This window comes from Pseudomonas aegrilactucae (assembly GCF_019168305.1).
Taxonomy (GTDB): domain Bacteria; phylum Pseudomonadota; class Gammaproteobacteria; order Pseudomonadales; family Pseudomonadaceae; genus Aquipseudomonas; species Aquipseudomonas aegrilactucae.
This window is the reverse complement of record NZ_JAHTBI010000056.1, coordinates 91,663-105,489: the sequence shown is the minus strand read 5'-3', so window position 1 is coordinate 105,489 and position 13,827 is coordinate 91,663. Positions and strand designations below refer to the sequence as shown.

At 63.7% G+C, this 13,827-nt stretch carries 9 protein-coding genes and 1 pseudogene; 9 read left to right on the top strand and 1 reads right to left on the bottom strand.

Annotated elements, in window-relative coordinates:
• Nucleotides 1-649 precede the first annotated feature (649 nt).
• The 9 genes and pseudogenes from KUO17_RS17035 to KUO17_RS16995 all read left to right on the top strand — a co-directional run.
• Complete coding sequence (locus KUO17_RS17035) at nucleotides 650-2,038, top strand: polynucleotide adenylyltransferase PcnB (RefSeq protein WP_217976700.1); 1,389 nt, start codon at nucleotides 650-652, stop codon at nucleotides 2,036-2,038.
• Between the two features lie 6 nt (nucleotides 2,039-2,044).
• Complete coding sequence (folK, locus tag KUO17_RS17030; RefSeq protein WP_217976699.1) at nucleotides 2,045-2,521, top strand: 2-amino-4-hydroxy-6-hydroxymethyldihydropteridine diphosphokinase; 477 nt, start codon at nucleotides 2,045-2,047, stop codon at nucleotides 2,519-2,521.
• A gap of 250 nt (nucleotides 2,522-2,771) precedes the next feature.
• Entirely contained in the window at nucleotides 2,772-3,572 is an 801-nt protein-coding gene (gene panB, locus KUO17_RS17025) for a 3-methyl-2-oxobutanoate hydroxymethyltransferase (protein WP_217976698.1), read from the top strand.
• A complete protein-coding gene (gene panC, locus KUO17_RS17020) occupies nucleotides 3,569-4,426 on the top strand; it encodes a pantoate--beta-alanine ligase (RefSeq protein WP_217976697.1) in 858 nt (285 codons plus the stop codon). The genes panB and panC overlap by 4 nt, the downstream gene beginning before the upstream one ends.
• A gap of 102 nt (nucleotides 4,427-4,528) precedes the next feature.
• The gene (gene pgi / locus KUO17_RS17015) at nucleotides 4,529-6,193 is read left to right on the top strand and encodes a glucose-6-phosphate isomerase (protein WP_217976696.1); all 1,665 of its coding nucleotides are present in this window, start codon (nucleotides 4,529-4,531) and stop codon (nucleotides 6,191-6,193) included.
• A 149-nt stretch (nucleotides 6,194-6,342) separates the two neighbouring features.
• Entirely contained in the window at nucleotides 6,343-8,277 is a 1,935-nt protein-coding gene (gene acs / locus KUO17_RS17010; protein WP_217976695.1) for an acetate--CoA ligase, read from the top strand.
• A 35-nt stretch (nucleotides 8,278-8,312) separates the two neighbouring features.
• Nucleotides 8,313-9,182 (top strand): oxygenase MpaB family protein, encoded by an 870-nt coding sequence (locus KUO17_RS17005; protein ID WP_217976694.1) that lies wholly within the window; start codon nucleotides 8,313-8,315, stop codon nucleotides 9,180-9,182.
• 59 nt (nucleotides 9,183-9,241) lie between these two features.
• Entirely contained in the window at nucleotides 9,242-10,258 is a 1,017-nt protein-coding gene (locus KUO17_RS17000) for a class I SAM-dependent rRNA methyltransferase (RefSeq protein WP_217976693.1), read from the top strand.
• 96 nt (nucleotides 10,259-10,354) lie between these two features.
• Nucleotides 10,355-13,291: pseudogene (locus KUO17_RS16995) on the top strand (DUF748 domain-containing protein); the annotation flags it as partial.
• A 108-nt stretch (nucleotides 13,292-13,399) separates the two neighbouring features.
• Here KUO17_RS16995 and KUO17_RS16990 read toward each other — a convergent pair.
• Entirely contained in the window at nucleotides 13,400-13,753 is a 354-nt protein-coding gene (locus KUO17_RS16990) for a BON domain-containing protein (protein WP_217976691.1), read from the bottom strand.
• Between the last annotated feature and the right edge of the window lie 74 nt (nucleotides 13,754-13,827).

The following is a 13,827-nucleotide window of genomic DNA, read 5'->3' as shown; positions in this document are numbered from 1 at the left end:
AAAAAATGTTACCTCACACTGAACACGTAACAGAAGCCGGGGCATACGGTAACGAAACCCCGGCTTTTTTTTGCCCTGAAAACGCCCCTCTCAGCCCCTAACCCCTTGTTTTACTGGGGTTTGCAAAAGTTGGCACGGCACCTGCTATATGTTCGGTACAAGAACAATAACAAGCACTGCAAAAGACAATAAAAATAAGACGAATCGGCTCACGCACAATAAGAACAAGACGGCGGAGGCGCAGCTAACTGATTCTTTTGGAGAGGAGTTGTATTTGGGGCTTGCCCCACAACCAGGCAGAGAACAACAAAAACTGCACTCAAGCAGGGCCTGAACTGGTTGGATCGCATGATCACTGCAACCTCAGCGACCAAAGCAATCCGTTTGCTCTTGACTCCCGGTTAGGGAGACCGTCCACAAGCCTCAGGGTTTTGTGGGTAGGGCACTCAACAAAAACAAGAAGCCCGGCAAAAAAACAATAAGAGCATGCAACTACTTCTTGGGGAGCTTCGGCTCCCCTTGTAGTTTCTGCCTTTCAGCCCGCCCGATGCTCCCGCCTACACCATCCTTCGAGTAAATGCTAGAATCCCCGCCCATCATGCGGCCATTCTTCGTTTTTGGCCGAACATTCCTTCAAACAGTGCATCCCATGCTGAAGAAGCTGTTCCAGTCATTCCGTCCTACCGTGCGTGGCCAGCACCCTATTCGCACCACGCCCGAAGTGATCAATAGTGGTCAACATTCGCTGCAGCGCGGCCAGTTCAGCCGTCACGCGGTGAACATCGTCGAGCGCCTGCAGAACGCCGGCTACCAGGCCTACCTGGTGGGTGGTTGCGTACGCGATCAACTGCTGGGCATCACCCCCAAGGATTTCGACGTGGCCACCAGCGCCACCCCCGAACAAGTGCGCGGCGAGTTTCGCAACGCACGGATCATCGGCCGGCGATTCAAGCTGGTGCATATCCATTTCGGTCGCGAAATCATCGAGGTTGCCACCTTCCGCGCCAACCATCCCGAAGTCGAGGAAGAGAACAGCCACACGTCTTCGCGCAACGAGAGCGGGCGCATCCTGCGCGACAACGTCTATGGCACCCTGGAAGAAGACGCGCAACGCCGCGACTTCACCATCAATGCCCTGTACTACGATCCGGTCAGCGAGCGCATCCTCGACTACGCCAACGGCGTACACGACATTCGCAACCGCCTGATCCGCCTGATCGGCGACCCGGTACAGCGTTACCAGGAAGACCCGGTGCGCATGCTGCGCGCGGTGCGCTTTGCCGCCAAGCTGAACTTCGGCATCGAGAAGCACACCGTGCAGCCGATCCGCGAGCTGGCCCCGATGCTGCGCGAGATCCCGGCAGCGCGCCTGTTCGAAGAGACGCTCAAGCTGTTCCTGTCCGGCCATGCCGCCAGCACCTTCGAGATGCTGGTCGACCTGCAGCTGTTCGACCCATTGTTCCCGGCCAGCGCCGAGGCCCTGGAAGAGCAGCCGACCTACACCCACACGCTGATCAGCCAGGCGCTGATCAACACCGACCTGCGCATCAAGCAAGGCAAGCCGGTCACCCCCGCGTTCCTGTTTGCCGCCATGCTCTGGCCTGCCCTGCCAGGCCGTGCCCTGCGCCTGCAGAGCCGCGGCATGCCGCCGATCCCGGCGCTGCAGGAAGCCGCGCACGAGCTGATCGCCGAGCAGTGCCAACGCATTGCCATCCCCAAGCGCTTCACCTTGCCGATCCGCGAGATCTGGGACATGCAGGAGCGCCTGCCACGGCGCAGCGGCAAACGCGCCGACCTGTTGCTGGACAACCCGCGCTTCCGTGCCGGCTATGACTTCCTGCTGCTGCGCGAAAGCGCAGGCGAAGAAACCGACGGCCTGGGCCAATGGTGGACCGACTACCAGGACTGTAACGACAGCGAGCGCCGCGACATGATTCGCGACCTGGGCAGCCGCGACGACGGTGCCGGTGCCGGCCCGCGCAAACGCAAGCGCAGCCCGAGCAAACGCAAGCGCGCCGACAGCGCCGCAGGCGAGTAACACAGCATGGTGCGCGCCTACATCGGCCTGGGCAGCAACCTGGCCGACCCGCAGCAGCAATTGCGCAGCGCCCTCGAGGCGCTGGGCCGCTTGCCTGGCTCGCAACTGGCCGGCGTCTCGGCGTTCTATGCCAGCGACTCGCTGTCGCCTGGCCAGCCGCGTTACACCAACGCGGTCGCCGCCCTCGACAGCAGCTTGCCGGCGCTGGCGCTGCTCGATGCACTGCAGGCCATCGAAGCCGAGCAGGGCCGTGAGCGCAAGGAACGCTGGGGCCCGCGCACGCTGGACCTGGACATCCTGCTGTACGGCAACCAGGTGTTCGACGAGCCGCGCCTCACCGTCCCCCACTACCATATGCACGCGCGCCCGTTCGTGCTCTATCCCCTGGCGGAGCTGGTGCCCACCGACTTCTGCCTGCCCGACCAGCGCCCGCTCTCACAGCTGCTGGCAGAATGCCCGTTCGTCGGCCTGGAACGCCTGTAACCGGGCTGTCCCCCACGCGGTAACGTCCGTAACAGAGCCTTCGTAACAATGCGGTAACAGGGTAATTGACTTCGCTCCTGCCGCTCACGACTATAGGCGTCCCGTGGCGCCCAAGCGCCGCAAAAAGGCGTATATAGGCCTGGAACAGAGCGTATTCCAAACACCACAGTCGATGATGTGCTGTTCCAGAAGATGAATACACGCGTTGTACGCAGTCGTTTTTCACAGCGCCTGAACGAGGATTCCTTTCATGCCAGAAGTAACCCTGACCACCCTGCAGAGCCTCAAGGCCAAGGGTGAGAAAATAACCATGCTGACCTGCTACGACGCGACCTTTGCCAAGGTCGCCAGCCAGGCCGGTGTGGAAATACTGCTGGTGGGTGACTCCCTGGGCATGGTCCTTCAGGGCCATGACAGCACCTTGCCGGTGACCACCGCCGAGATGGCGTACCACACCGCCTGCGTCAAACGCGGCAATGACGGTGCGTTGATCCTGGCCGACCTGCCGTTCATGGCCTGTGCCACCACCGAGCAAGCCTTCGCCAACTGCGGCGCCTTGATGCAGGCCGGCGCGCACATGGTCAAGGTCGAGGGCGCCGCCTGGCTGGCCGAGACGATCCGACTGCTGGCCGAACGTGGCGTACCGGTGTGCGCGCACATGGGTCTGACCCCGCAGACCGTCAACATCCTGGGTGGCTACAAGGTACAGGGTCGCCAGGAAAACCAGGCGCGCCAGATGCGTGCCGACGCCATCGCCCTGGAACAGGCCGGCGCCGCCATGCTGCTGCTCGAGTGCGTACCCAGCGAGCTGGCGGCCGAAATCACCCAGGCGGTGAGCATACCGGTGATCGGCATCGGTGCCGGCAGTGCCACCGACGGCCAGGTGCTGGTGATGCATGACATGCTGGGTCTCTCGCTCAGCGGCCGCGTGCCCAAGTTCGTGAAGAACTTCATGCTCGGCCAGGCGGACATCGCCGGCGCCTTCAGCGCCTACGTGCAAGCAGTCAAGCAGATCACCTTCCCTGCCAGCGAACATGGGTTCAGCGCATGAATACCGTCAAGACCGTGCGTGAACTGCGCGCCGCCGTGGCCCGAGCACGCAGTGAAGGCAAACGCATCGGCTTCGTGCCGACCATGGGCAACCTGCACAGCGGGCATGGCGCGCTGGTGACCAGGGCGGCGCAACGGGCCGACTTCGTGGTCGCGAGCATTTTCGTCAACCCGCTGCAGTTCGGCCCCGGCGAAGACCTCGACAAGTACCCGCGCACCCTCGCCGCCGATCAGGAAACCCTGTTGCAGGCCGGCTGCCACCTGCTGTTTGCCCCCACTGTCGAAGAGATGTACCCCGACGGCATGAACGCGCAAACCCTGGTCAGCGTGCCGCAGCTGTCCGAGGGCCTGTGTGGCGCCAGCCGCCCCGGGCATTTCGAAGGCGTGGCCACCGTAGTCAGCAAGCTGTTCAACATGGTTCAGCCTGACCTGGCGGTGTTCGGCCAGAAGGACTTCCAGCAGTTGGCGGTGATTCGCGCACTGGTACGTGACCTCAACATGCCGATCCAGATCATCGGCGAGCCGACCGTACGCGCCGCCGATGGCCTGGCGCTGTCATCGCGCAACGGTTACCTGAGCGAACAGCAGCGTGCCACCGCACCTGCGCTATACCGTACCCTGAGCGAGATGGCCGACGCGATTCGCCAGGGCCGACGCGACTACCCGGCGCTGCTTGCCGAAAGCCAGCAACGAATCAGCGATGCCGGCTTCAAGCCGGACTACCTGGAGATTCGCCAGGCGCTGAACCTGCGCCCGGCAGGCGCCGATGACCGTGACCTGGTGATCCTGGTCGCGGCGGTGCTGGGCGCCACGCGCCTGATCGACAACCTGCACCTGAACCTCGACCAACAGTAACAAGCACCCGGCCGGCCCGCCGGGCAATAAACCTGCCAAACTGGAAACGGGCTCGCTTTTCCAGTGTCCAAGGCAGTTCACGCAATAAGGAAACCTGCAGCGATGGCGTACTACCGCACCCCCCATGATGTGACCACGCTGCCCGCCTGGCATGCGCTTGAGCAGCACCGCGATGCCATGCAGGACTTCAGCATGCGCGACGCGTTCAGCGCCAACCCGCAGCGCTTCGAGCAATTTTCCCTGAGCAGTTGCGGGTTGTTCCTGGACTATTCCAAGAACCTCATCGACCACCAGACCCGCGACCTGCTGGTGGGCCTGGCCAATGAAGTCGGCCTGCAGGAGGCGATCAAGTCGCTGTTCGCCGGCGAGATCCTCAACGCCTCCGAAGGCCGCCCGGCGCTGCACACGGCCCTGCGTCGCCCGGTGGGCGACAAGCTGAGCGTGAATGGCGTGAATATCATGCCCGACGTGCACAAGGTGCTGAACCAGGTCACCGAGCTGGTCGGGCGCATCCACGACGGCCTGTGGCGCGGCTACAGCGAGAAGCCGATCACCGACGTGGTCAACATCGGCATCGGCGGCTCGTTCCTGGGCCCGGAGCTGGTCTCCGAAGCCTTGCTGCCGTATGCCCAGCGCGGCGTGCGCTGCCACTACCTGGCCAATATCGATGGCAGCGAGTTCCATGAGCTGTCGGCCAAGCTACGCGCCGAGACCACGCTGTTCATCGTCTCGTCCAAGTCGTTCAACACCCTCGAAACCCTGAAGAATGCCCAGGCTGCGCGTGCCTGGTACCTGGCCCAGGGTGGCTCGGAAGCCGAGCTGTACAAGCACTTCATCGCAGTCTCCAGCAACAAGGCCGCCGCGGTGGCCTTCGGTATCCGTGAAGAGAACATCTTCCCGATGTGGGACTGGGTCGGTGGGCGTTATTCGCTGTGGTCGGCGATCGGCCTGCCGATTGCACTGGCCATCGGCACCGCCAACTTCAAGGAACTGCTGTCGGGTGCCCACACCATGGACCAGCACTTCCAGAACGCGCCGTTCGAGCAGAACATGCCGGTCCTGCTGGCCTTGCTCGGCGTGTGGTATGGCAACTTCTGGGGGGCACAGGCGCACGCGATCCTGCCGTACGACCACTACCTGCGCAACATCACCAAGCACCTGCAACAGCTGGACATGGAATCCAACGGCAAGAGCGTTCGCCAGGACGGCACGCCGGTCAACCATGACACGGGGCCTGTGATCTGGGGCGGCGTGGGTTGCAATGGCCAGCACGCCTACCACCAGTTGCTGCACCAGGGCACCCAATTGATTCCGGCCGACTTCATCGTGCCGGTGGTGAGCTTCAACCCAGTGGCCGACCATCACCAGTGGCTGTACGCCAACTGCCTGTCGCAAAGCCAGGCGCTGATGCTCGGCAAGACCCGCGCCGAGGCCGAAACCGAACTGCGCGACAAGGGCATGGCCGAGGCCGAAGTGCAGCGCCTGGCGCCGCACAAGGTGATCCCGGGCAACCGTCCGAGCAACACCCTGGTGGTCGAGCGCATCAGCCCGCGGCGCCTGGGTGCGCTGGTGGCAATGTATGAACACAAGGTGTTCGTGCAGAGCGTGGTATGGGGCATCAACGCCTTCGACCAATGGGGTGTGGAGCTGGGCAAGGAACTGGGCAAGGGCGTGTATCAGCGCCTGACCGGCGGCATCGAGGAGCCGGCCGAGGACGCCTCGACCCAGGGCCTGATCAACTACTTCCGCGGGCGTCACCGGGGCTAGGGGCTACACTGTCGGGATGTGGTTGAACCGTTCGCTGGCAAGCCAGCCCACACAGGTACAGCACTGGTCTTGAGAACAGTGGATACCTGTGGGAGCTGGCTTGCCAGCGAAAGGAACGACACCCATCCCCAACAGCAAAGGCCCCCCCAATGTTCGATATCAGCGACTACCCCGAAGCCGATGCCGTCAGCAAGGCGGCACAACTCTCCCAGGCCGACTATCAGCGCCTGTACCAACAATCCATCGAATCCCCCGACACGTTCTGGGCCGAACAGGCCAAGCGCCTGGACTGGATAAAACCCTGGTCGCAGGTGCAGCAGAGCGACCTGCGTACTGGCCAGGCCAGCTGGTTCAAGGACGCCCAGCTCAACGTCAGCTACAACTGCCTTGACCGTCACCTGGCCACCCGCGCCGATCAGCCGGCAATCATCTGGGAAGGCGACGACCCGCAGCAGTCCACCACCCTCACCTACCGCCAGGTCCACCAGCAGGTGTGCCGACTGGCCAACGTGCTCAAGCAGCGCGGGGTGAAAAAGGGCGACCGGGTGTGCATCTACATGCCGATGATTCCCGAAGCCGCCTTCGCCATGCTGGCCTGCACGCGCATCGGTGCGGTCCACTCAGTGGTGTTTGGCGGCTTTTCTCCGGACGCCCTGCGCGACCGCATTCTCGACGCCGACTGCCGCGCCGTGATCACCGCCGACGAAGGGGTGCGCGGCGCCAGGAGCATCGGCCTCAAGAACAACGTCGACAAGGCCCTGCAAAGCTGCCCCGGCGTCAGCAGCGTGGTGGTGATACGCCGCACCGGTGGGCAGGTCGCCTGGACCGATGGGCGCGACCTCTGGTACCACGAGGCGATCGAGCAGGTGGGCGACGATTGCCCACCCGAACCGATGGACGCCGAAGCCCCGCTGTTCATCCTGTACACCTCCGGCAGCACCGGCAAACCCAAGGGCGTGCTGCACACCACCGCCGGTTACCTGCTGCAGGCGGCACTGACGTTCAAGGTGGTATTCGACTACCGCGACGGCGAAGTATTCTGGTGCACCGCCGACGTCGGCTGGGTGACCGGCCACAGCTACATCGTCTACGGCCCGCTGGCCAATGGCGCCACCACGCTGATGTTCGAGGGCGTGCCCAACTACCCCGACGCCTCGCGCTTCTGGCAGGTGGTGGACAAACATCAGGTCAATATCTTCTACACCGCCCCCACCGCCCTGCGCGCACTGATGCGCGAAGGCCCGCGCCCGCTCCAGTCGACCTCGCGCAAAAGCCTGCGCCTGCTCGGCAGTGTCGGCGAACCGATCAACCCGGAAGCCTGGGAGTGGTACTTCGAGGCCGTCGGCCAGAAGCGCTGCCCGATTGTCGACACCTGGTGGCAGACCGAGACGGGGGCCATCATGCTCAGCCCGCTGGTCAGTACCCGCCGCATCAAGCCCGGCTGCGCCACCCAGCCGCTGTTCGGTGTGCAGCCGGTGCTGCTGGACGACAAGGGCAGGCTGATCGAAGGCGCAGGCAGCGGCCTGCTGGCGATCAAGGCCAGCTGGCCCGGGCAGATCCGCAGCGTGTACGGCGACCACCAGCGCATGATCGACACCTACTTCAAACCGCTGCCGGGCTACTATTTCACCGGCGACGGCGCACGCCGCGATGCCGACGGCGACCTGTGGATAACCGGCCGCATCGACGATGTGATCAACGTGTCCGGGCACCGCATCGGTACCGCCGAGGTGGAAAGTGCGCTGGTGCTGCACGACAGCATCGCCGAAGCCGCCGTGGTCGGGTACCCTCACGACCTCAAGGGCCAGGGCATCTACGCCTTTGTCACGCCCATGAACGAGGTGACCCCGAGCGACAGCCTCAAGCAGGAGCTGCTGGCACTGGTCAGCAAGGAAATCGGCAGCTTTGCCAAACCCGAACTGATCCAGTGGGCCCCGGCCCTGCCCAAGACCCGTTCAGGCAAGATCATGCGACGCATCCTGCGCAAGATCGCCTGCAACGAGCTGGACAACCTGGGGGACACCTCGACACTGGCAGACCCGAGCGTGGTGCAAGGTCTGATCGACACACGCCTGAATCAATAAGCGGCACCGCAGCGACGGTGCCTGAAAAGGTACCCATGGAAGCGCTACGCCGCCGCATCGAAACACAGCTGTTGAGCCTCACCGGCCTGGCCCTGGGCCAACTGGACCTTGAACAGCCCAAGGGTGACCCCGGGCTGTTCGGCCCACGCAGCATCAGCTGGCAGGTGCATGGGGATTTTCCCAGCATGCTCATCGGCGGCATCAGCGCATTGCTGCTGCAAGTGCTGCACCCGCTGGCGCTGGCCGGGGTGTGGGACCACTCCACGTTTCGCCAGGACATCATCGGCCGCCTGCGCCGCACCAGCCAGTTCATCTCCGGCACCACCTTCGGCTCGACCCGCGACGCCGACTGGTTGATCGAGAAAGTGCGCACCATCCATTTGCAGGTGACCGGCACCGCTGCCGACGGGCGCCCTTACGCTGCCAGCGACCCGGACCTGCTGACCTGGGTGCATGTGGCGGAAGTCAGCAGCTTCATGGCCGCGCACCTGCGCTACCGCAACCCGCAGTTGTCGTCGGCCGATCAGGATGCCTACTACGCTGAAATCGCCCTGGTGGCCGAGCGTCTGGGCGCACGCCATGTGCCGCGTACGCGCCAGGCGGTAGCAGACTATCTGCAGGCGATGCGCCCGCAACTGGTGTGCGACGCGCGCAGCCATGAAGTGGTGCGGGTACTGCTCGCCGCCCCCGCCCCCAGCCGCCTGGCCAAACCGGTGGCCGGCCTGATGATGCACGCCGGCATCGGCTTGCTGCCGCACTGGGCAAGCGAGTTGCTGGCACTGACCCAGCGTCCGCTCAAGGCCAGGCTGGTCGGCCTGGGTATCGACAGCACCGCACCGGTACTGCGCTGGGCCATGCGCGACAGCTCGCTGCACCGCGCCAGGCGGCGTGTGGGCATCGCCTGAACCGGGCGCCAGGCGCCCACCTGCGGTAAACTGCACGCCCGCAAACCAAGGCTACGTGCATGTCCTCCTTGAATCAGGCGCTGCGCGCCGCCCTCGACGCCCGCCAGCCACTCATCAGCGAGTTGCACGCCCAGGGCACCGATTGTTACCGCCTGTTCCATGGTAGCCAGGAAGGCGCAGGTGGGCTGACCATCGACCGGTATGGCCCGCAGCTGCTGGTGCAGAGCTTTCACCAGGTGCTCGAACGCGACACGCTGCTCGACCTGCATGCCACGGTCGAGCAGGCGCTGGGCGTGCCGCTGCTGCTGGTGTACAACGACCGCTCCCAGGGCAACAGCCGCATCGACCGACGCGACCCGGTGTATCAGGCCAGCGAGGCGGCACTGGCCGACCTGGTGGCCCACGAATGGGGCCTGAACTACCGGGTACGCGGGCGCCATGCCGGCCAGGACCCCCTGCTGTTCCTGGACCTGCGCAACGCGCGTGGCTGGGTCAAGCAGCACAGCGCCGGCAAACGCGTGCTCAACCTGTTCGCCTACACCTGCGGGGTTGGCCTGAGTGCTGCCGCCGGTGGTGCCAGCGCGGTGTGCAACCTGGACTTTGCCGAAGGCAACCTGGCGGTGGGCCGCGAAAACGGCGCGCTCAACCCGCAACTGACGCCGATGGCGTTCATCCAGTCCGACTATTTCCCGGCCATCCGCCAACTGGCCGGCTTGCCCGTCAGCCAGCGCCGCGGACACAAGCTGCCGCCCTACCCGCGGCTGGAACCACGCGAGTTCGACCTGGTGCTGCTCGACCCGCCGGCCTGGGCCAAGAGCGCCTTCGGCACCGTCGACCTGCTGCGCGACTACCAGAGCCTGCTCAAGCCCGCACTGCTGAGTACCGCCGAGGGCGGCGTGCTGATCTGCTGCAACAATCTGGCCAAGGTCAGCCTCGACGACTGGCGCGAGCAGGTACTGCGCTGTGCGCAGAAAGTCGGCCGACCGGTGCGTGAATGGCAGGTCCTCACACCGGCTGGCGATTTTCCGTCGCAGGATGGCCAGCCTCCGCTGAAGTGCTTGATACTGCAGCTGTAAAGGAAGAAATCCGCAGGTGGTCGGGTATTTTGGACTACCTTCGGAACCGAATTATCGTGCCATACTCCAAGGCACCTCCGTTCCAGACAGACGACGCCACACATGCCCAAAGGATTGAAACGCGCCCTCGGCGCCTTGTTGGCCGTCCTGGCCTTTTACAGCCTCCTTGGTTTCCTGATCCTGCCTGGCATTGCCTTGCGCATCGCCAACCAGCAACTGGCCAACTACGCGACGGTCCCCGCGCAGATCCAGCGCATCGAACTCAACCCGTTCAGCCTCGAGCTGACCCTGTGGGGCCTGCAGATCGGCGAGCCGGGCAAGGAGCATGTCGGTTTCGAGCGTCTGTACGCCAACCTGCAGCTGGACAGCCTGTGGACGGGTGCGCTGCACCTGGACAGTCTGGAACTGGACAAGCCGCGCACCGAGGTGCTGTTCGCCAAGGACGGCAGCCTCAACCTGACGGCGCTGTTCAAGCTGCCGCCCAGCGAGCCCAAACCCGAGACACCGGTCAGCGAGCCCTTCCCGCTGCGCATCGCCAGCATCAAGCTGAACGAAGGTTACCTGCACTTTCAGGACGTGCGCCCGAGCGAGCCGATCGAGTTCCTCTACGACTCGATGAACCTGGAGCTGAAGAACCTCAGCACCCTGCCCGATGACAACACCGACATGACCCTGGTTGCTGCCGGCCCTGAAGGCGGGCGAATCGACTGGTCCGGCAGCTTCAGCCTGGTGCCGATCGCCTCCGAGGGCACCCTGAAGATCACCGACGGCAAGATGAAGCTGTGGTGGCCCTACGTGCGCGATGCGGTACCACTGGTACTCGAAGACGGCGTGCTCAACCTGAACACCCATTACAAGCTGAACCTGTCCAAGCAGACCGAGCTGCTGCTGGACAATACCTCGCTGAGCATCGCCCCCTTCGCGATCAAGGCACCCGACGGGCGCCCACTGGCTCGCCTGGCGCGGCTGGAGGTCAGCGAAACATCGGTCGATCTGGCCAAGCAGCGGGTCAGCGTAGGCAAGATCCGCAGCGAAAAACTGGAAACCTGGGCGGCACTGGAGGCCGATGGCCAACTGGATTGGCAGAAACTGTTCGCCAGCCAGCCGGCCAAGGCCACCCCGAAGGAAAAAGCTGCGCCCGCGACGGCAGAACCGGCCACCTCTGCAGCGACACCTGCCGCACCGAGCAAACCCTGGCAGGTGCTGCTGCGCGACGTGCAGTTGCGCAATTATCAGGTGCACCTGGCGGACCGCTCGCAGAAGGAGCCGGTTGCGCTGGACCTGGGCCCACTGAACGTCGACCTGCAGAATTTCGACAGCCTCAACGGCTCACCCTTCACCCTCAGGCTCGACAGCGGTGTTGGCCGCCAAGGCAAGCTGCAAGCGGCCGGCGAGGTCAACCTGGCGCCGGTGACGGCCAGGCTCAAGGTCAGCACCCAGGATATCGACCTGCGTGTGGCCCAGGCCTACATCACGCCGTTCATTCGCCTGGAGCTGCGCAGCGGCATGCTTGGCAGCGATCTGGATGTGGACCTCAAGAGTACCGCGCCACTGGCCTTCAGCATCAATGGCAAGGCCCAGGTCAACCAGTTGCACACCCTCGATACCATCAAGGGCCGCGACTTCGTCAAATGGCAGCAACTGAACCTCGATGGCCTCGAGTATCGCCATGGCGATGCGCTGAGCATCGGCAAGGTCAGCCTGCGCCAGCCCTACGCCCGCTTCATGATCAACGAAGACCGTACCACCAGCGTGGATGACCTGCTGATTCCTCAGCCTGCCGGCAGTGCCGGCAAGCCCCAGGCCAAGGCGGCCAGCAGCGACAAGCCGCTGGGTATCCGTATTGGCGGTGTGGATATCAACGATGGCTCGGCAAACTTTGCCGACTTCAGCCTCACCCCCAACTTCGCCACCGCCATCCAGCAGCTCAACGGCCAGATCGGCACCATCGACAACCGCCAGCCCAACCCGGCCAAGGTGGACATCAAGGGCAAGGTGGACCGCTATGCGCCCGTCACCATCAAGGGCGCGCTCAACCCGTTCGACCCGATGGCCAGCCTGGACATCGCCACCAGTTTCAAGCGCGTCGAACTGACCACGCTGACCCCGTACTCGGGCAAGTTCGCCGGCTTCAGGATCCGCAAGGGACGCCTGAACCTGGACCTTCACTACCTGATCACCAAAGGCCAGCTCAAGGCCGAGAACAAGGTGGTGATCGAGCAACTGCAGTTGGGCGAGAAGGTCGACAGCCCCGATGCCGTCGACCTGCCGCTGCGTCTGGCGGTGGCGCTGCTCAAGGATACCGACGGCAAGATCTCCATCGAGCTGCCGGTATCGGGTGACCTCAACAACCCGCAGTTCAGCGTCATGCCGATTGTCTGGCAGACCTTGCGCAACCTGGTACTGCGCGCAGCCCAGGCACCGTTCAAGTTCATCGGCGGGCTGGTCACCGGCGGCAGTGCTGAAGACCTCGGCACAGTGTCGTTCGCAGCCGGCTCCAGCGACTTGAGCAGTGATGCCCAAGGCTCCCTGGACAAGCTGGCGGCAGCGCTGAAGGAACGCCCTGCCCTGCGCCTGGAAATCGAAGGCACCAGCGCCCAGAGCAGCGATGGTCCGCTGATTGCAGCGCAGCGCCTGGAGCGCGAGTACCAGAGTACCTACTACAAGATCCTGCAGCGTCGTGGCGACAAGGTACCTGCACAAGCCGCTGACCTGCAGGTGCCGGAGGGCGACAAGCCAGCCATGCTCGAGGGCATCTACCGTACCCGTCTCAAGCAACAGCCGCCAGCGCAGTGGGAGCAACTGGACCGTACCGGGCGCACGGGCAAGTTGCAGGAAGCGGTGATCAAGTCATGGGCGGAGAGCGCGGTGCTGTTGCGTCAACTGGGCCAGGCGCGCGCCAGCAGCATCAAGGACTACCTGGTCGACAAGGGCCAGTTGGAAGATGACCGGGTGTACTTCGTCGATGCGGCACTCGGCCAGGCCGAGGCCGATGGCCGCGTGATTTCACCGTTGCACCTGGACGCCGAATAAAGCGTCCAAAGAAAAGCCCCGGCACACTGCGCCGGGGCTTTGGGTGACCACATCCGTGTGGCCTTTCGCATGAACCGTCAGGGTCAGCGAGCGAAGCAATCGTACTGATCAGTTGGTTTTCAGGCCGTCAGCCGATACGGATTTCACGCCTTTGATCTTCTTGGCAATGGCCACAGCCACATCTTTCTGCGAGTCGCTCACAGCGACAGTCGACGACAGGGACACAACACCCTGATTGGTTTCGACTGTGATATCGGTACCCGGAATGCCTTTCTCGGTCACCAGGTCAGCCTTGACCTTGGTGGTGATCCAGGTATCGGATACACCTTGCTTGGCTTCCGTCACCTCGCCAGCAGCCAGCATCATCGGCGCGTGGGACGCTTGTTGAGCAGCGAAAGCAGCGTTAGCCATGGTCAGGGTCAGCGCGGTAGCAGTAGCGGCAGCAATAGCGAACTTCTTCATACGAGACACTCCTGTTTTTCGAAAAGTCTGCGCCGTCATTCCTGGCAGCAGGTAACAGGGATATTGCAGAAGCT